The 17,540-nt window shown below is 71.9% G+C and carries 17 protein-coding genes; 10 read left to right on the top strand and 7 right to left on the bottom strand.

The window, feature by feature from the left end; translation table 11 throughout:
* Positions 1-136 precede the first annotated feature (136 nt).
* The 4 genes from AB0A97_RS20695 to AB0A97_RS20710 form a co-directional block, all read right to left on the bottom strand.
* The gene (locus tag AB0A97_RS20695) at positions 137-1,606 is read right to left on the bottom strand and encodes a catalase (RefSeq protein WP_361151783.1); all 1,470 of its coding nucleotides are present in this window, start codon (positions 1,604-1,606) and stop codon (positions 137-139) included.
* Between the two features lie 215 nt (positions 1,607-1,821).
* Positions 1,822-2,835 carry a thiamine pyrophosphate-binding protein gene (locus tag AB0A97_RS20700; protein WP_361151786.1) on the bottom strand — a complete coding sequence of 338 codons (1,014 nt, stop codon included), beginning with the start codon at positions 2,833-2,835 and terminating at the stop codon, positions 1,822-1,824.
* 4 nt (positions 2,836-2,839) lie between these two features.
* Complete coding sequence (locus AB0A97_RS20705) at positions 2,840-3,733, bottom strand: 2-hydroxy-3-oxopropionate reductase (RefSeq protein ID WP_361151789.1); 894 nt, start codon at positions 3,731-3,733, stop codon at positions 2,840-2,842.
* Between the two features lie 28 nt (positions 3,734-3,761).
* The gene (locus AB0A97_RS20710) at positions 3,762-4,604 is read right to left on the bottom strand and encodes a TIM barrel protein (protein ID WP_361151792.1); all 843 of its coding nucleotides are present in this window, start codon (positions 4,602-4,604) and stop codon (positions 3,762-3,764) included.
* Between the two features lie 187 nt (positions 4,605-4,791).
* On the opposite strand from AB0A97_RS20710, the gene AB0A97_RS20715 reads away from it, so the two are divergent.
* The 8 genes from AB0A97_RS20715 (at position 4,792) to AB0A97_RS20750 (ending at position 12,213) form a co-directional block, all read left to right on the top strand.
* Positions 4,792-5,055, top strand: a complete 264-nt coding sequence (locus tag AB0A97_RS20715; protein ID WP_361151794.1) for a hypothetical protein — start codon at positions 4,792-4,794, stop codon at positions 5,053-5,055.
* Positions 5,052-5,432 carry a helix-turn-helix domain-containing protein gene (locus AB0A97_RS20720; RefSeq protein WP_361151797.1) on the top strand — a complete coding sequence of 127 codons (381 nt, stop codon included), beginning with the start codon at positions 5,052-5,054 and terminating at the stop codon, positions 5,430-5,432. Before AB0A97_RS20715 ends, AB0A97_RS20720 begins: the two co-directional genes overlap by 4 nt.
* Before the next feature lie 171 nt (positions 5,433-5,603).
* The gene (uraD, locus tag AB0A97_RS20725) at positions 5,604-6,146 is read left to right on the top strand and encodes a 2-oxo-4-hydroxy-4-carboxy-5-ureidoimidazoline decarboxylase (protein ID WP_361151800.1); all 543 of its coding nucleotides are present in this window, start codon (positions 5,604-5,606) and stop codon (positions 6,144-6,146) included.
* Positions 6,143-6,559 (top strand): hydroxyisourate hydrolase, encoded by a 417-nt coding sequence (gene uraH, locus AB0A97_RS20730; RefSeq protein WP_361151802.1) that lies wholly within the window; start codon positions 6,143-6,145, stop codon positions 6,557-6,559. The genes uraD and uraH overlap by 4 nt, the downstream gene beginning before the upstream one ends.
* Before the next feature lie 5 nt (positions 6,560-6,564).
* Positions 6,565-7,521, top strand: a complete 957-nt coding sequence (pucL, locus tag AB0A97_RS20735; protein WP_361151805.1) for a factor-independent urate hydroxylase — start codon at positions 6,565-6,567, stop codon at positions 7,519-7,521.
* An 86-nt stretch (positions 7,522-7,607) separates the two neighbouring features.
* On the top strand, positions 7,608-9,014 hold the full coding sequence (locus AB0A97_RS20740; RefSeq protein WP_361151808.1) for a nucleobase:cation symporter-2 family protein: 1,407 nt from the start codon (positions 7,608-7,610) through the stop codon (positions 9,012-9,014).
* Between the two features lie 75 nt (positions 9,015-9,089).
* Complete coding sequence (locus AB0A97_RS20745; protein ID WP_361151811.1) at positions 9,090-10,493, top strand: 8-oxoguanine deaminase; 1,404 nt, start codon at positions 9,090-9,092, stop codon at positions 10,491-10,493.
* Positions 10,494-10,797: 304 nt separating this feature from the next.
* Positions 10,798-12,213 (top strand): nucleobase:cation symporter-2 family protein, encoded by a 1,416-nt coding sequence (locus AB0A97_RS20750; protein WP_361151814.1) that lies wholly within the window; start codon positions 10,798-10,800, stop codon positions 12,211-12,213.
* Positions 12,214-12,289: 76 nt separating this feature from the next.
* On the opposite strand, the gene AB0A97_RS20755 is transcribed toward AB0A97_RS20750, so the two are convergent.
* The 3 genes from AB0A97_RS20755 to AB0A97_RS20765 all read right to left on the bottom strand — a co-directional run bounded on the left by AB0A97_RS20755 (position 12,290) and on the right by AB0A97_RS20765 (position 14,778).
* On the bottom strand, positions 12,290-13,156 hold the full coding sequence (locus AB0A97_RS20755; protein WP_361151816.1) for a chitosanase: 867 nt from the start codon (positions 13,154-13,156) through the stop codon (positions 12,290-12,292).
* A gap of 130 nt (positions 13,157-13,286) precedes the next feature.
* The gene (locus AB0A97_RS20760) at positions 13,287-14,129 is read right to left on the bottom strand and encodes a GNAT family N-acetyltransferase (protein ID WP_361151819.1); all 843 of its coding nucleotides are present in this window, start codon (positions 14,127-14,129) and stop codon (positions 13,287-13,289) included.
* Positions 14,130-14,196: 67 nt separating this feature from the next.
* Entirely contained in the window at positions 14,197-14,778 is a 582-nt protein-coding gene (locus AB0A97_RS20765; protein ID WP_361151822.1) for a TetR/AcrR family transcriptional regulator, read from the bottom strand.
* Between the two features lie 66 nt (positions 14,779-14,844).
* Here AB0A97_RS20765 and AB0A97_RS20770 point away from each other — a divergent pair, with 66 nt between their 5' ends.
* Both AB0A97_RS20770 and AB0A97_RS20775 read left to right on the top strand, forming a co-directional pair.
* Positions 14,845-15,924 carry an FAD-dependent oxidoreductase gene (locus AB0A97_RS20770; RefSeq protein ID WP_361151824.1) on the top strand — a complete coding sequence of 360 codons (1,080 nt, stop codon included), beginning with the start codon at positions 14,845-14,847 and terminating at the stop codon, positions 15,922-15,924.
* A 195-nt stretch (positions 15,925-16,119) separates the two neighbouring features.
* Positions 16,120-17,532 (top strand): M20/M25/M40 family metallo-hydrolase, encoded by a 1,413-nt coding sequence (locus tag AB0A97_RS20775; protein ID WP_361151977.1) that lies wholly within the window; start codon positions 16,120-16,122, stop codon positions 17,530-17,532.
* Positions 17,533-17,540 lie beyond the last annotated feature (8 nt).

Raw genomic sequence — 17,540 nt, forward strand, 5'->3', positions numbered from 1 at the left:
GCCGTCGGCTCCCTGACCGTACGCCGCGGAGCCCCGCGCCGCCGTACCGTACCGGCCGGCCACCCCTCAGCGGACCGGCCGGTACGGACGCGCGAGGGGCCGGACCTCCCGTCGGGCCCCTCGCGCCGATCCGGGATCAGTCCTCGCGCAGCTCGTGCAGCGCGGCCTCGACGCGCTTGCCGTACTCCGGGTCGGCCGCGTGGAAGTGGGCGAGGTTCTTCTCGACCACGTCGTCCCGGGAGACCTGCGCCAGGCCCCCGGCGATGTTCGCCACCAGGCGGTTCTTCTCGTCCTCCGACATCAGCCGGTACAACTCGCCGGCCTGGAAGAAGTCGTCGTCCTTGGCGTGCGCCGGGGCCGCGTGGGTGCCGGTGTGGCCGGTCAGCGCGAGCGGCGCGGACAGCGGCTGGTCCGACTGCGCGGGACCGGAGTAGGAGTTGGGCTCGTAGTTCTTGGCATGCCGGTCGTAGGCGTTGGACGCCATCAGACCGTCCCGGCCGTAGTTGTCCGCCACGGTCGCCTTCGGCGCGTTGACCGGCAGTTGGGTGTGGTTGACGCCCAGGCGGTAGCGGTGCGCGTCGGCGTAGGCGAAGAGCCGGCCCTGGAGCATCTTGTCCGGGGACGGGCCGATGCCGGGCACGAAGTTGTTGGGCGAGAACGCGGACTGCTCGACCTCGGCGAAGACGTTGTCGGGGTTGCGGTCCAGGACGAGGCGGCCGACCCGCTGGAGCGGGTAGTCGGCGTGCGGCCACACCTTGGTCAGGTCGAACGGGTTGAAGCGGTAGTCCGCCGCCTCGGCCGCCGGCATGATCTGCACGTACAGCGTCCAGGACGGGTACACACCGCGCTCGATGGACTGGAGCAGATCGGTCTGGTGGCTGTTGGGGTCCTTGCCGGACAGCTCGGCGCCCTGGGCGGCGTCCAGGCAGCGGATGCCCTGGTTGGTCTTGAAGTGGTACTTGACGAAGAAGGCCGCACCGGCGGCGTTCGTCCACTGGTAGGTGTGCGAGCCGTAGCCGTTCATGTGCCGGTAGGAGGCCGGGATGCCGCGGTCGCCCATCAGCCAGGTGATCTGGTGGGTGGCCTCGGGGGAGTGGGCCCAGAAGTCCCAGACGTTGTCCGGCTCCTGCTTTCCGGTGAACGGGTCGCGCTTCTGCGAGTGGATGAAGTCCGGGAACTTCAGCGGGTCCTTGATGAAGAAGACCGGGGTGTTGTTGCCGACGAGGTCGTAATTGCCCTCCTCGGTGTAGAACTTGACCGCGAAGCCGCGCGGGTCGCGGGCGGCGTCCGGGCCGCCGAGGTTGTCGGCGACGGTCGAGAAGCGGATGAACAGCTCGGTGCGCCGGCCGACCGCGCCCAGGAAGTCGGCGCGGGTGAACCCGGTGACGTCGTCGGTCACTTCGAAGTACCCGTACGCGCCGGAGCCGCGGGCGTGCACGACGCGCTCCGGGATGCGCTCGCGGTTGAAGCGGGCGAGCTTCTCCAGGAGGTGCTGGTCCTGGAGGAGCAGCGGGCCGCCGACGCCGGCGGTGGCGGAGTTCTGGTTGTCGGCGATCGGAGCGCCGGCTTCCGTGGTGAGACGGCGCGTCGTCGTGGGCTTCGGCATGGTGACCTTCCGTACGAGAGCGCGGAAGTCGGCTTCCGCATGTGGGAGCGTAAGGAGCACCCCCACCTCCGTCAACACTTTGTTGAAAAGTTGCCGGGCGGTGCTCGGAGGGGGTGCGGGAGCGGCTCACGGGCGCGCTCGGGGTGTTCCCGGCGGCGGCGCCTGGGCGCGACAGGACAGGTGTCGGCGCCGCCGCCGGGAAGTCTCGGGGAGGCTCACGCCTCGTGCGGGGAGCGCGGGTGCGGGACGCGCGCGACGAGCGCCTGCGTACGTGCGGTGGCACGTACTCCGGCCGGGGTGTGCGCGGCGATCAGCAGCAGGACCGGGCGCGCGGTCGTCACGCACTCTTTGCGGGCCCAGGTGATCGCGGACCGCAGGCCGCCGCGGCCGTCCACCCGGTGCCCCGAGCAGCCGTGGGCCCGCATCAGCTCCCGTGCCCGTCCGCCGCCCCGGCCGCCGGGGTCGAACGCGGCCAGTACGAACGGTACTTCGTACCTCGCCGCCACCCCCAAACTACCTGCCGCATACGGCAGTTGGTCGGCGCGGACCAGCGCGACGACTGTGGTGCCCCGGTGGCCCGACGCGTCCAACGCCACCCGTACACCGACCGCGGCCGATACCTGCCGGCCGGGCGGCCCGCCCCACCCGCACACCACGTACCGGCGGGTGCGGAGCGACGCCCGGCGCGTGCGGCGGTCGTCGGCCGGCCTGCCGTGCTGCTCGTCCACCGCGTCGAGCGGGATGTCGTGGGCGGCCGTCGCGTACGGCAGGTCGATCAGTACGGGCCCGGGGCGGCCCGCCCGCGCCGTCCGGAAGGCCGCGCGGAGAGCCTGCGGCACCCGGGCCGGGTCCTCGACCTGTACGGCGGCCTTGGCCACCGGCCGGGCCGACCGGACGAGGGCCGCGGCCGGTACGGCTGCGCCGCCCCCGCCGGGCGGTGCGGTCCGGCCGGTCACGCAGACCAGCGGAACCGCGTCCGCGTGGGCCGTGCGCAGCCCGGCGAGCAGGCCGTCGAGGCCCGCGCCGGACCTGACGCCGGTCCGCTCCGGCTCCTCCGGGGCCGCGACGACGACACCGGTCCGCCCGCTCGTACGGGCCCAGCCGTCCGCCATGTGCACCGCGTCCACCTCATGCTGCGCCATCAGGTGGCGGGAGCCGTGGGCCCGTTCCAGCGCCTCGTACCACGGCAGGGCGGTGGCGCCGGGGGAGCCGAAGACGTGGACGGGCACGGTGTCAGCCGCTGGTGTGGCCGGAGAGGCGCTCGACGCCGCGCAGGAGGGCGGAGTGGTCGAGGCCGCCGTCGCCCTGGGCGCGCAGGGCGGCGACCAGGCCGGCGACGACGCCGCCGACGGGCAGCGCGGCTCCGACGGTGCGGGCGGCGTCGGTGACGATGCCCATGTCCTTGTGGTGCAGGTCGATACGGAAGCCGGGCGCGAACTCGCGGCTCAGGAAATTGTCCTTCTTGCGGGTCAGTACGGTCGAGCCGGCCAGCCCGCCGTTGAGGACGTCGAGGGCGGCGGCCAGGTCGACGCCGGACTTCTCCAGGAAGACGACGGCTTCGGCGCAGGCCTGGATGTTGACCGCGACGATGAGCTGGTTGGCGGCCTTGACGGTCTGCCCGGCGCCGTGCGGACCGCAGCGCACGATGGTCTTGCCGAGCGCCTCGAAGACCGGGTACGCGGCGTCGAAGTCCTCCTGGGCCCCGCCGACCATGATGGACAGGACGGCCTCGACGGCGCCGGCCTCACCGCCGGAGACCGGGGCGTCCAGCACCCTGATCCCCTTGCCGGCCGCGGCGGCGGCCAGGTCGACGGAGGTCTGCGGGGTGATCGAGGACATGTCGATCAGCAGCGCCCCGCGCCGGGCGTTGTCCAGGATGCCGTCGGGGCCGTAGGCGATGGCCTCGACCTGCGGGGAGGCGGGCACCATGGTGATGATGACGTCCGCTTCCCGGACCGCCTCGGCGATCGAGGCGGCGGGAGTGCCGCCGGCGGCGGCGAGCCGGTCGAGCTTGTCCTGTTCGAGGGTGTGGCCGGTGACCGGGTAGCCGGCCTTGATCAGGTTTTCGGCCATGGGCGCGCCCATGATGCCCAGCCCGATCCAGGCGATCTTCGGAAGAGTGCTCATGTACGGGGTGCCTTTCGCGAAACGGGATTCAGTGGGCGGCGGCGCGCAGCGGGCGGGGCAGCCAGGCGAACGCGCCGGCGCTGGGGGTGTCACCCGGCTTGTACTCCAGGCCGATCCAGCCGTCGTAGCCGTTCTTGCGCAGCCGGTCGAGGAGGTCTTCGAAGGGGAGGGTGCCGGTGCCGGGGGCGCCGCGGCCGGGGTTGTCGGCGATCTGGACGTGGCCGGTCCTGCCGGTGTGGCGGTCGATGACCTCCTCCAGGTCCTCGCCGTTCATCGACAGGTGGTACAGGTCCATCAGGAACCGGGCGTTGTCCAGGCCGGTGGCCGCGTTGACCGCGTCGACGACCTCGATCGCCTTGGGCGCCGAGACGATCGGGCAGTCGGGCGACTCCGGCGCGTTCAGCGCCTCGATCAGCAGCGTGGCGCCCACCCGGTGCGCGGCTCGGGCGGCCAGTGTCAGGTTCTCCAGGGCCAGGGCGTCCTGGACGGCCGGGTCCGCGCCCTCGACGCGGTTGCCGTACAGGGCGTTGAGCGCGGTGCAGCCCAGCGACTGCGCGAAGTCCGCGGCCACCTCCACGTTGGCCCGGAAACGCTCGGACTCCTCCCCGGGGACGGACAGGGCGCCGCGGTCGGGACCGGGCAACTGCCCGGCGTAGAAGTTCAGCCCGACCAGCCGGGTGCCCGCGTCGCACAGGGCGTCGCGCAGCGCGTCCAGCTCCCGCTGCTCGGGCACCGGGGCGTCCACCCACGGCCACCACAGCTCCACCGCGCCGAATCCGGCGGCCGCGGCGGCCGCCGGGCGTTCCAGCAGCGGCAGCTCGGTGAACAGGATCGACAGATTGACGTTGAAACGCGCGTCCGAGAAGCCCATGAGGGAAGAGCGCCCTTCCGTATTGCGGAACTTTCTTTCTGCTGATTGGAACATTGCCTGCGGATCTCGCGACCTGTCAAGGGGGTCGCGCGAGCGGCGGGGCACGGCGGCGGTTCGCCGCCCTCCTGTGCGCGGGGAGTTCCGGGGGCCTGGACGGGGCGCCGTCCGGCGGCGCTAGTTTGGGGGCATGGTGCGATTGCGAGTGGAATTCACGACGGAACCGTTCGACCTGGACGAAGCGCCCGCCCACGCGGTCGTGGGGCGCGACATCATCACGGGCGCCGGGCTGGACGCCGTCGACGTCGGCCCGTTCGGCAACACCGCCGAGGGGGAGGAGGAGAAGGTGCTCTCCGCGGTGGACGCGCTGCTGCGCAAGTCCCTGGAGGCCGGCGCCACCCGCGTCTCCCTCCAGGTCAACGTGATCGCGCCGGCCGGGGAGGACGCCACGTGACCGAGCCTGCCGACCACCCGTTCGTCCGGGCGGTGAAGCCGCTGGTGGACGCCATGGGCGCGGAGATGGTCGCGCCGGAGCAGGCGCGGGGTGACGATGTCGTCCTGGCCTGGGAGGGGCGGGACCGGGTCGCGGTACGGCTGCCGCACCTGGCCGAGTCGCTGGACCACCTCCTCGCCGAGCTGGAGCGCCGGCACGGGGTGCCGCTCAGCGATCTGGACCGCCGCACCAAGCAGTCGGTGGTGCGCATCCTGGAGGCGCGGGGCGCGTTCTCCGTACGCCACGGGGTCGAGACGGTCGCCGGTGCGCTCGGCGTCAGCCGCTTCACCGTCTACAACTACCTGAACAGGGACAACGCGGCGAAGGGTGCCGACTGACCCAGAAATGGTGCCAGTTGGGCACTTGCGCACATGCCGCCGTCCGGGTGAACCGGACGGCGGCTTTCTTGTTGCCGAGTTTTCAACAAAGTGTTGACGTGATGTTGCCGGAGGTCTTAGCTGTTTCCAGCCAAGCAGAGCCCGTACCGCACCAGGCCACGGAGGCTTCCCGTGTCTTCGAATCCGACGCCGGGTCTCGCCCGGTTCAACGCCGCAGCCGAGCGTACGGCCCGTGCCGCACTGCGCGAGGCGTGCGCCAGCGAAGCGTGGGGGAGCAGACTTCTCGACCGGCGCCCGTACCCCAGCACCGACGCCCTGTTCGCCGCCAGCGACGCCGCCATGGCCGAGCTGACCGCGGCGGACCTGGCCGAGGCGATGGCCGGACACCCGCCCATCGGCCGGCCCGCACCGGGCGACGCCACGTCCTCCCGCGAACAGCGGGGAATGTCGGCGGCCGGGGACGACCTCAAGGCGGAGATGCTCGAACTGAACCTCGCGTATCAGGAGAAGTTCGGGCACGTCTTCCTGATCTGCGCCACCGGACGGACCGGTGAGCAGATGCGGGACGCCGCCCGTAACCGGTTGGACAACACGCCGGAACAAGAACGCGAGATCGTCCGTACCGAACTGGGCAAGATCAATCGCATCCGGCTGGGCCGCCTCGTCGAGGACGCGGCTGACCCGGCAGACGCCGCAGAAGGAGCGCGACCATGAGCAGCGAGACGGCCCGGCACGACCCCTCGGTGTCCACGCACATCCTGGACACCAGCGTGGGCCGCCCCGTGGAAGGCATCGCCCTCACGCTCTCGGCGCGCTCCGGACCCGGCGGGGTCTGGAAGGAGCACGGCACCTCCAAGACCGACGCGGACGGACGCTGCAAGGACCTGCCGGCGCTGCCGCAGGGCACCACCCACGTACGCCTCGACTTCGACACCGAGGCGTACCTCGCCAGCAAGGCCGCAACGGCCGACCAGCAAGCCGAGGAACAGCAGGACGCCCCCCGCGTAAGGGACAGCGGAGCCTTCTTCCCGGAGGTGGCGATCACCTTCGCCGTCCAGCCGGGTGAGCACTATCACGTACCGCTGCTGCTCAACCCGTTCGGCTACTCCGTATACCGAGGGAGCTAGCACCGATGGTCCACACCCCCCGTCCCGCCCGCCCGGCGATGCTCGGCCAGAACCAGTACGGCAAGGCGGAGAACCGCGTCGTCCGTATCACCCGGGACGGCGACACCCACCACATCAAGGACCTCAACGTCTCGGTCGCGCTCTCCGGCGACCTCGAAGAGGTGCACCTCTCCGGCTCCAACGCCCACTGCCTGCCCACCGACACGACGAAGAACACCGTGTACGCCTTCGCCAAGGAACACGGCATCGAGTCGGCCGAGCAGTTCGGCATCCACCTGGCCCGGCACTTCGTCACCAGCCAGGAACCGATCCACCGGGCCCGTATCCGCATCGAGGAGTACGCCTGGGAGCGCATCGAGACCTCCGAGGCCAACGCCAAGTTCATCGGCGCCGACGAGGTCAGGCACTCCTTCGTCCGCAAGGGCCAGGAGACCCGGCTGACCCAGATCACCTACGACGGTGAGCGGTGGCAGGTGATCTCCGGCCTGAAGGACCTGGTGGTGATGAACTCCACCAACTCCGAGTTCTGGGGCTACATCAAGGACCGGTACACGACGCTCAAGGAGGCGTACGACCGCATCCTGGCCACCGAGGTCTCCGGCCGCTGGCGGTTCAACTGGACCGACGACGACCAGCGGATGCCGAACTGGGAACGCTCCTACGCCCAGGTCAGGAAGCACCTGCTGGACGCCTTCGCGGAGACCTACAGCCTCTCGCTCCAGCAGACCCTGTACCAGATGGGCTCGCGGATCATCACCCACCGCGCGGAGATCGACGAGGTGCGGTTCTCGCTGCCGAACAAGCACCACTTCCTGGTGGACCTGGAGCCCTTCGGCCTGAAGAACGACACCACCGACAGCGCCGTCTACCACGCGGCGGACCGCCCGTACGGCCTGATAGAAGCCACTGTCCTGCGCGACGGTGTCGAAGCCGAGATCCCGATGGATCTGACCAACCTCTGACGGCTACCGACGCAGCGCCGTGCCTCGCCGTCCCTCCCCGTCCCGCAGCGGGGAGGGGCCCGCGCCTCCTGAGGGGAACGCGAAACATGGCCGCACCACCACCGCACGTTGAGCACCACCCCGTCCCACCGGTCCACCCGGTGGACGAGAAGCCGGCTCCCAAGCGGCTCGTCCCCGCCGCTCTGCAGCACATCGCCGCCATGTACGCCGGCGTCGTCACCCCTCCGCTCATCATCGGCCAGGCCACCGGCCTGGACACCGCGGGACGCACCCGGCTGATCGCCGCCAGCCTGCTGATCGCCGGTCTCGCGACCCTCCTGCAGACCCTCGGCGCCGGCCGGTTCGCCGGCAACCGCCTGCCGTTCGTCAACGCCGCCTCCTCGGCCGGCATCACCCCGATGCTCGCCATCGCCGAGACCACCGCCAAAGGCCACCAACTGCCCGCCATCTACGGGGCGGTGATGGTCGCCGGCGCCTTCTGCCTCGCCGTCGGCCCGTTCTTCGGCAGACTGCTGCGCTACTTCCCACCGCTGGTCACCGGCGTCGTCATCACGCTCATCGGCGTCACCCTGATGCCCGTACCGGTCGGCTGGGCCCAGGGCGGCGACAAGGAGGCCGCCGACTTCGGCGCCATGAAGTACCTGGCGCTGGCCGCCTTCACCCTCGTGGTCATCCTGCTGATCCAGCGCTTCACCCGCGGCTTCGTCAAGCAGATCGCCCTGCTGCTGGGCCTGGTCGCCGGTACTCTCGCCGCCGTCCCGTTCGGCATGGCCGGCTTCGACGCGCTGGGCGAGGCGCCCGTCGTCGCGCTGCCCACGCCCTTCGCCTTCGGCGCACCGGAGTTCCAGCCCGCCGCCGTGCTGTCCCTGTGCATCGTGATGCTGGTCCTGATGACCGAGTCCGCGGCCGGGATGCTCGCCCTCGGCGAGATCTGCGAACGGCGTACGACCGGGCAGACCATCACCCGCGGCCTGCGCACCGACGGCATCGCCACCCTCGTCGGACCGGTCTTCGGCGGCTTCCCCACCAGCGCCTTCGCGCAGAACGTCGGTGTCGTCTCGCTGACCCGGGTACGCAGCCGCTACGTCGTCGCCGTCGCCGGAGCCACCCTGCTCGTCCTCGGCGCCTTCCCTGTCCTCGGCGCGGTCGTCAACCTCGTGCCGATGCCCGTCCTCGGCGGCGCCGGCCTCGTGCTGTTCGGCTCGATCGCGGTCAGCGGCATCCGTACGCTCGCCGAAGCCGGCCTCGACGACAGCTCCAACATCATCCTGGTGGCCGTCTCGCTGGGCGCGGGCATCATCCCGCTCGCCGCCCCGACGTTCTACGAGGACTTCCCCGCCTGGGCGCAGACCGTGCTCGGCTCCGGCATCAGCGCCGGCGCGCTCGTCGCGGTCCTGCTCAACCTGTTCTTCCACCATCTCGGCACCCGGAGCACCAAGGGGGCAGCGGTCCTGTCAGCCGCTTCGCCCGGTTCCGGCACTCAAATCCCGTAGGGCCATGCCGTGCCCTCCCTCAGGCTCCCGACGAGCAGGGGGGAAACCCATGCCGCATTTTCTAGGAGAACCACCATGGCAGCACCGGCATCCCCTGACAGCGCGGTGACGCGGCGCGTCGTCATCGAGAACTGCGCCGTCGCGACCGTCGACGCCGACGACACCGAGTACGCCTCGGGCCATGTCGTCGTCGCCGGCAACCTCATCGAGTCGGTGGGCGCGGGACCGGCCCCCGAGGGCCTGGCGAACGTCGTCCGCCGTATCGACGGCACCGGCCACCTCGTCACCCCCGGCCTGGTCAACACCCACCACCACTTCTACCAGTGGATGACCCGGGGCATGGCCACCGACCACAACCTCTTCAACTGGCTGGTGGCCCTCTACCCGACCTGGGCCCGCATCGACGCGCCGATGCTCGCGGCCGCCACCCAGGGCTCGCTGGGCATGATGGTCAAGGGCGGTGTCACCACCGCCTCCGACCACCACTACGTCTTCCCGCGGGGCTCCGGCGACCTGGTCGGCGCCGAACTGGCCGCCGCCCGGGAGATCGGCGCCCGCATCACCCTGGCCCGTGGCTCCATGGACCGCGGCGTCAAGGACGGCGGACTGCCGCCGGACTTCGCCGTGGAGACCACCGAGGGCGCGCTGAAAGCCACCGAAGAGGCCATCGACACCCACCACGACGCCTCCTTCGGCTCGATGGTGCACATCGCCGTGGCCCCCTGCTCCCCGTTCTCGATATCCACCGAACTTCTGCGGCAGGGCGCCGAACTGGCCCGGCGCAAGGGTGTGCGGCTGCACACCCACGGCTCGGAGACGGTCGAGGAGGAGAAGTTCTGCCACGAACTGTTCGGCATGGGCCCGACCGACTACTTCGAGTCCACCGGCTGGCTCGGCGAGGACGTGTGGATGGCGCACTGCGTCCACATGAACGACTCCGACATCGCCGCCTTCGCCCGGACGAGGACCGGCGTGGCGCACTGCCCGTCCTCCAACGCGCGGCTCGCCGCCGGCATCGCCCGCGTCCCCGACATGCTCGCGGCGGGCGTACCGGTCGGCCTCGGCGTGGACGGCACCGCCTCCAACGAGAGCGGCGAACTCCACACCGAACTGCGTACCGCGCTGCTGATCAATCGCCTCGGCGCGCACAAGGAGGCGGCCCTCGACGCCCGCAAGGCACTGCGCCTGGGTACCTACGGCGGCGCCCAGGTCCTGGGCCGGACGGCCGAGATCGGCTCCCTGGAGGCCGGCAAGCTGGCCGACCTGGTGCTGTGGAAGCTGGACGGCCTGGCCCACTCCACCATCGCCGACCCGGTGACCGCGCTGGTCTTCGGCGCCGCCGCGCCCGTCACGCTGTCGCTGGTCGACGGCGCGCCGGTGGTCGAGGGCGGCCGGCTGACCAACGTCGACGAGGAGACCGTCGCGCGTACCGCGCGGGCCGAGGCCCGGCGCCTGGCCCGTATCGCCGCCGAGGGCTGAGCCCCCGCCCGGCGGCCCGAGAACTCGGCCGGGGGGACGGCCCCGGCCGGGAGCTTGTGGATCCGAGCGGGATCCACAAGCGCCGGAACCCGGGGGCACGGAGACCTCTCTCCGTGCCCCCGGCCCGGTACCGCCGTACCTCATGCCCCGGCAACCCAGCTTTCCATGCGCACATGTGACGACCCGTCACACACTTTGACGCGCCACAAGCGCGGACCGCTGCACCACCGCACCGACGCACGCCCTCCGTGACAGGCTCGCGCCGCCGCCCCCCTCGCGGCGCAGAAATCGAAGGAGGCCCGCAGTGGCCGCAACCCCAGGGCGGACGGCGCAGGGCGACCGGAAGCACCCGGTCGACGAGACCCTCCCGCCCTTCAAGATGTTCACCAGCGGCCTGCAGCACGTGGCCGCCATGTACGCGGGCGTGGTGGCCCCGCCGATGATCGTCGGCCCGGCCTGCGGGCTGAGCCCCGCCGAGACCGCGTTCCTGATGGGCGCCAGCCTCTTCACCGCGGGCGTCGCCACCCTGCTCCAGACCCTCGGCTTCTGGAAGATCGGCGCCAGACTGCCGTTCGTCAACGGCGTCTCGTTCGCCGGGGTGACCCCGATGGTCGCCATCGGCAAGGCGCAGAGCCCCGGCGACGCGCTGCCCGTCATCTTCGGCGCGGTGATCGTCGCCGGTGCCCTCGGCTTCTTCCTCGCGCCCTACTTCTCCAAGCTGGTGCGGTTCTTCCCGCCGGTCGTCACCGGCACCGTCATCACCCTGATCGGTGTCTCCCTGCTGCCCGTCGCCTTCAACTGGTCACAGGGCGGCAACGCCCGGGCGCACGACTACGGTTCGCTGACCAACATCGGCATGGCGGCGCTCACCTTCGTCATCGTGCTGGTGCTGCGCCGGGCGCTGCGCGGCTTCCTCCAGCAGATCTCCATCCTGCTCGGCCTGGTCACCGGCACGCTGATCGCGATACCCGTCGGCATCACCGACTTCGGAGCGATCACCGAGGCGGATGTCGTGGGCTTCCCGGCGCCTTTCCACTTCGGCGCGCCCCAGTTCGACGTCGCCGCGATCGTCTCCATGTGCATCGTCATGCTGGTCTGCATGACCGAGTCCACCGCCGACATGCTCGCCCTGGGCAAGATCGTTGACCGGCCCGCCGACGAGCGCACCATCGAGGGCGGCCTGCGGGCCGACACCCTCGGCACCGCCCTCAGTCCGCTCTTCAACGGCTTCGCCAACAGCGCCTTCGCGCAGAACATCGGTCTGGTCGCGATGACCAAGGTGCGCAGCCGGTTCGTCGTCGCGACCGGCGGCCTGATCCTGATCGTGCTGGGCCTGTGCCCGGTCGCCGCCTCGGTGATCTCGCTCGTTCCGCTGCCGGTGCTGGGCGGCGCGGGCATCGTGCTGTTCGGCTCGGTGGCCGCCAGCGGCATCCAGACGCTGGCCACGGCCGCGATGGACAAGGGGGAGAACGCGCTGATCGTGGCGGCCTCGGTCGGCATCGGCCTGATCCCGATCGCGGCGCCGCGGTTCTACCACGACTTCCCCAAGGACCTGCTGGTCGTCCTGGACTCCGGCATCAGCACCGGCTGCCTCGTCGCCATCGTGCTCAACCTCGCCTTCAACCACCTCGGCAGGCGGCGCGGCGAACCGCCGTTGGAGGTGATCCCGCAGCAGCCGGAGCGCGGGGCTCCGGACGCGCGGCCGGCCGGGGCACACTGAGCCGCCGTACGGACACGGACGCACCGACGGCCCGTACCGTGCCGGAATCCCGGCGCGGTACGGGCCGTCGCCCCGCTCAGCCGATGTGGTACGAGTCCCCGTACACCTTCCAGTCCAGCGGCGGGTCCAGGTTCAGGTTGCCCTTCTTGAGGAAGACGCGCTGCGCGGTGTCCACGCGGCTGGTGTCGCTGTGCGCCTCCTCCTGCTGCATCGCCCACACCCGGGCGTCCAGGAAGGCGTTGAGGTACGCCTTCTCGTCGCCGCCCTGGGCCGGCGTCTTCGCCTTGGCCATGGCCCGCTTGCGGATGTTGGAGAAGCTGGTCTTGTCGCTGCCGTCACCGTGCATGACGAGGGCGTCGTAGTACGCGAACTGGCCCAGTACGCCGATCTTGTCGGCCTTGCCCTGCTTGACGGCCGGGTTGAAGTACACCCGGTCCCGCTCGTCGTTCTGAGCCTTCTGGAAGTCCTGGTCCTGGGCGGCCTTCTTCCAGTCCTTCTCGAAGGCGGACCCCAGGCCCGCGTGCGAGTCGCTGCCGTTGACCTTGCGCAGCGCGGGCAGGTACTTCGCCAGGACGTTGCCGGGCTTGCGCTTCGTGTACAGCTCGACCAGGTCCAGCATGTCGCCGGTGCCGGAACAGAAGCCGATGATGCCGGCGGTGTAGCCGCGGCCGTCCTTGATGTCCTCGATGTAGGCGTACTGCTTCTTCCAGTCCAGCGAGGAGTTCTCGGCGCTGGAGACCAGTTGCATGGCGATCTCCTTCTTCGCCGGGTCGTCCAGTCCCGCCGCGGCCTTGGCGGCGACGCGGGCCGTGGCGGGTGCCTGGCCGGTGGCGGCGACCGCCGTACCGGCGACGGCGGTGGCCGGTACGGCGAGCAGGACCAGGCCGAGGGTGAGTCCGGTGGCGGGCTTGCGGATCGCCTTGCCTATGGATCGGGCACGCATGGTTGTCCTCCAGTGGGGAGCGGGCCGGGTGAGGGCCGTGGTGCGGTGAGGGATCCCAATCGTTAGGAAGCTTTCCTATCAGACTCCGCCCAGGGCCGTCACCGGTCAGATCGCGCCAACCCCCGGCGTATCAGACGCCTCCGGGCGCGTCGCCGGACGGCCGCCAGACGTACGGAACGGTCGTGGCGGCGCTGACCAGGCCCAGCCGGTTGAGGATGGGGCGGCTGGTCTCCAGCGCGTCGACCTGCACGTACCGGAAGCCGCGCGCCACCGCGAGCGCCGCCCGGTGGGCCACCAGGGCGCGATAGATGCCCTTGCCGCGCCAGTTGGGCAGCGTCGAGCCGCCCCACAGCGAGGTGAAGGCGGTGCCCTGGTGGAAGCGCATCCATGCCGCCGAGACCACCTCGCCGGCCAGCGACTCCGCCACGGTCACCGTGCAGGGGTCGCCGTCCCGCCCCGCCACCCACTCCTCCATGGCCGGCGCCAGCCAGCTCCGGTCGTCGGCCCAGACGGCCGCGGCCAGCTCCCCGATGCGGTCGAAGTCGGCGCGGCCGGTGACCTCGCGCAGCCGTACGCCCTCGGGGAGCGGCGCCTCGCCGGGCGGCCCGGCGATCTCCGCCGCCTCGCCGATGACGACCGTCTCCTGCTCGTCCGGCACGAATCCGGCGGCGGCCAGCCGGTCCGGCAGGTCGGCGGGCAGGTCGTGGCCGTGGTACTTCCACTCGACCGGCAGTCCGCGGGCGGCGAAGTGGTCGCGCTGGGCGGCGATGAAGGCGTCCAGCTCCGCCCCGTCGAGTCCGCCCAGGTCGCGGTAGAGGATCAGTCCGCCCTGGGCGGGCAGGGTTCTGCGCAGTACGGGGCCGACCCGCTCGATGCCCGGTGTGTCCGGCGCGAACCCGCGGTCGCGCATCTGCTCGTCGTACGCCGCGCGGTAGGCGGCGGCTCGTGCTGACTCGGTGTCTTGTGTGGTCACCGGCGCCACTCCACCACAGGCCGCGGCCGGTGGCCATCGAATTCGGCCGCGGCGTGGCGTACCGGCGTCAGGCCGTCGCGGCGGGCTCCGGGGGTGTGCCGAGCAGTCCGGCCAGCAGTTCCCTGATGCCCGGCCCCGGGTCGAAGCTCCCGGCCGGGAACGAGAGTTGGTGGAAGGCGACACCGTCGAGGTAGTCGAAGAGGATCTCGCAGTGCCGCCGCGGCGTCGGCGACCCGAAGCGCCGCATCCACTCCGTGCCCCAGCCGACGACGGCCTCCCGCCCCCGAGTGAGTGCGGGCCGCAGCTCGGGCCGGGCGGAGGCTTCCAGGCAGAGGGCGTAGCGGGCGGCGGTCCTGGCGCGCTCGGGGCCGGTCGCGTACAGGAGGAACCGCGTCACGGCGTCCGCGAGTTCGGGTACGTCGGCCGGGGCGGCCTGCCGGGCGAACTCCTCCCAGTCGCGGCGCTCCAGCGCCTCCAGGTGGCCGACGATGCCGTCGATCAGGGCGCCGCGGTTGCGGAAGTAGTTGGAGGTGGTGCCCGACGGTACCCCCGCGGCGGTGTCCACCGCCTGGTAGGTGAGTCGCCGGGGCCCCTCGGCGCCCAGTACTCCGATCGCCGCGTCCAGCACCTGGTCCCGCCGTCGTGCCACCCTGCGCACCTCTCGTTACTATGTTTGTAGTGCCGATTCACTATAAACATAGTACCGTGCGGGGGCATGGAGCTGACACCACGCACGGCAGCCGTCGTCGGCGGCGGCATCGGCGGCCTCGCCACCGCCCTCCACCTGCGCGAAGGCGGCTGGTCGGTCGACGTCTTCGAACGCGCCCGCCGCCTGCCCGCCACCGGCACCGCCCTCGGGCTGTGGCCCGGCGCGCTGGCCGCCCTGGACGCCCTCGGCCTCGGTGAACGGGTACGGGACCTGAGTCGGCCGCAGACCGCCGGCGCCTTCCTGCGCCCCGACGGCGGACGCATCGCCACCCTCGATGTCGCCGCCCTCCATCGGCGCACCGGCGATGTCGTCCGCCTGATCTCCCGCCCCGAACTGCTGGCCCTTCTGTACGAGGCGGCCGGCGGCGAGGGTTCGGTCACCTTCGGCCACCCGGTCGACGACATCCGGGCGGTGGCCGGCGCGTACGACGTGGTGATCGCGGCCGACGGCCTCAACAGTGCCGCCCGCACGGCCCTGTTCGGCCCGCGGTACCGCGCCCGCTACGTCGGCGCGTCGTCCTGGCGCGGCGCGGTCGAGGGTGACACCGGCGCCGTCGTCGAGACCTGGGGCGAGGGGCTGCGGTTCGGCGTCACGCCCACCACGGGCGGGCGCACCAACTGGTTCGCCTGCGCGGTGGCGCCGGAGGGGCAGCGCGATCCGGGACGCGAGGCCGAGGCGCTGCGCTCCCGCTTCGGGCACTGGCACGCGGGTGTGCGCCACGTGCTGGAGCGGCTGGACGAGCCCGGGGTGCTGCGCCTGGACCTGTATCACCTCGATCCGCCGCTGCCCTCGTACGTCCGCGGCCGCACCGCGCTCATCGGTGACGCCGCTCACGCCATGACGCCCGACCTGGGGCGCGGGGCCGGTGAAGCGCTGGTCGACGCCGTGGAGTTGACCCGGGCCCTGCGGGTGTCGCCCCACGTGACGACGGCCCTCCGTACGTATGATCATGAACGGCGTTCCGTGACCCAACGGCTGGTGCGCACGGCGCGGCTGATGAACCGGATGGCGCATGTGCGGCGGCTGACGGGTCTGCGGAACGCGGCGATGCGGGCCGCGCTGACGCTCGGCGGGCCGCCGGCCTGAGGGGCGGCGGGTGCCGAGGGTGCAGACGTTTTGCCCGATACGCTTCATTCGTCCTGATCGTCAGTCAAGTGCGCGCCCGACGCCACGGAGAGGGGTTCCGCGGTGGACCCGAACGCCCAGCACCCACCCGCCCGGCCGCCGGACACCGAGCCCTCGCGCCAAGCCGGCCCCGCCCCCGGGGGCGTCCCCCCGGACCTGCGTTCCGCATCCCCGGGCGCCCGTTGCGCACCTCAGGGCGCCGACGACCTGGAAGCCGCCGTCGACCGCCTGATGCCCGGCATCCGCGACGACCTCAAGCGGCTCGCGGCGATCCCCTCGGTCGCCTTCCCCGGCCACCCGCCCGAGCCGGTCCTCGCGGCACGCGACGAACTCCTCGCCCTGCTGCGCGCCGCCGGCGTCACCGACCTCGGACAGCTCGACCTGCCCGGCACCGCGCCGGTCGTCACGGGCACCGTTCCGCCGCCTTCCCCGGACGCCCCCACCGTCCTCCTGTACGGCCACTACGACGTCCAGCCCGCGGGCGACCCCGGCCTGTGGACGTCACCGCCCTTCGAACCCACCGACTTCGACGACCCGCACGGCGGCCCCGCCATCCGGGCCCGCGGCATCGCCGACTGCAAGGCGAACCTCCTCGTCCACCTCGGCGCGCTGCGCGCCCACGGCGGCCGTCCCCCGGTCGGCATCAAGATCGTCTTCGAGGGCCAGGAGGAGTACGGCAGCCCCTTCGACGACTACCCGCCCACCGACCCCGGGCGCTTCGCCTGCGACGCGATGGTCATCGCCGACGCGGGCAACCTCCGCGCCGGTACGCCCACGCTCGTCACCGGCCTGCGCGGCGCCGCCGAACTGACCGTCGAGGTGCGCACCCTCGACGAGGCCGTGCACAGCGGCGAATACGGCGGCGCCGCCCCGGACGCGCTGCTCGTCCTCCTCAACGCCCTGGCCACCCTGCACGACGTGCACGGCGACGTCGCCGTCGAAGGGCTGCGCCGCGAACCGTGGACCGGCACGTCCCCCACCGAGGCCGAGTTCCGCGAACTGGCCGGTGTGCGGGCGGGACTGCCGCTCCTCGGCTCCGGCAGCCTCGGCGAACGCCTCTGGAGCGGCCCGGCCATCACGGTCATGGGCCTGGACGCTCCCTCGGTGGACCAGGCCGCCTCGGCGGTCGTGCCCTACGCCCGTGCCAAGCTCAACCTGCGCTGCCACCCGCGCCAGGACCCGAAGGAAGCGCTCGACGCACTCGTACGGCATCTGGAGCGGCTGCGTCCGTTCGGCGTCCCGCTGACCGTGACACCCGGCGACGCGGGCGCCGGCTTCGAGGCCCGTACCGGCGGGCCCGCCTACCGCGCCGCCGAGGCCGCGATGCGCCGGGCGTGGGGCGCCGAACCCGTACACACCGCGGGCGGCGGCTCCATCCCGCTGGTCAACGGCCTCGCGCGCGCCGTACCGGAAGCCGAGGTGCTGATCTTCGGCGCCGAGGACAAGCAGTGCAATCTGCACGCGCCCGACGAACGTGTGCTGCTCTCGGAACTGCGCGCCGCCGTCCTGGCGGAGGCCGTCTTCCTGCGCGAGTACGCCGCCGCCTTCCGTGCCGGAGCCGCCGCGTGAACGTCCCG

It is taken from the genome of Streptomyces sp. NPDC045470, assembly GCF_040646595.1.
Taxonomy (GTDB): Bacteria; Actinomycetota; Actinomycetes; order Streptomycetales; family Streptomycetaceae; genus Streptomyces.

What these genes read in the sequence shown, in the direction of transcription:
- AB0A97_RS20705 (WP_361151789.1), bottom strand. Translation starts at nt 3,733, where the DNA reads ATGAGCACTCTTCCGAAGATCGCCTGGATCGGGCTGGGCATCATGGGC.
- AB0A97_RS20715 (WP_361151794.1), top strand. Translation starts at nt 4,792, where the DNA reads ATGGTGCGATTGCGAGTGGAATTCACGACGGAACCGTTCGACCTGGAC.
- pucL (WP_361151805.1), top strand. Translation starts at nt 6,565, where the DNA reads ATGGTCCACACCCCCCGTCCCGCCCGCCCGGCGATGCTCGGCCAGAAC.
- AB0A97_RS20745 (WP_361151811.1), top strand. Translation starts at nt 9,090, where the DNA reads ATGGCAGCACCGGCATCCCCTGACAGCGCGGTGACGCGGCGCGTCGTC.
- AB0A97_RS20755 (WP_361151816.1), bottom strand. Translation starts at nt 13,156, where the DNA reads ATGCGTGCCCGATCCATAGGCAAGGCGATCCGCAAGCCCGCCACCGGA.
- AB0A97_RS20710 (WP_361151792.1), bottom strand. Translation starts at nt 4,604, where the DNA reads ATGGGCTTCTCGGACGCGCGTTTCAACGTCAATCTGTCGATCCTGTTC.
- uraH (WP_361151802.1), top strand. Translation starts at nt 6,143, where the DNA reads ATGAGCAGCGAGACGGCCCGGCACGACCCCTCGGTGTCCACGCACATC.
- AB0A97_RS20740 (WP_361151808.1), top strand. Translation starts at nt 7,608, where the DNA reads ATGGCCGCACCACCACCGCACGTTGAGCACCACCCCGTCCCACCGGTC.
- AB0A97_RS20770 (WP_361151824.1), top strand. Translation starts at nt 14,845, where the DNA reads ATGGAGCTGACACCACGCACGGCAGCCGTCGTCGGCGGCGGCATCGGC.
- AB0A97_RS20695 (WP_361151783.1), bottom strand. Translation starts at nt 1,606, where the DNA reads ATGCCGAAGCCCACGACGACGCGCCGTCTCACCACGGAAGCCGGCGCT.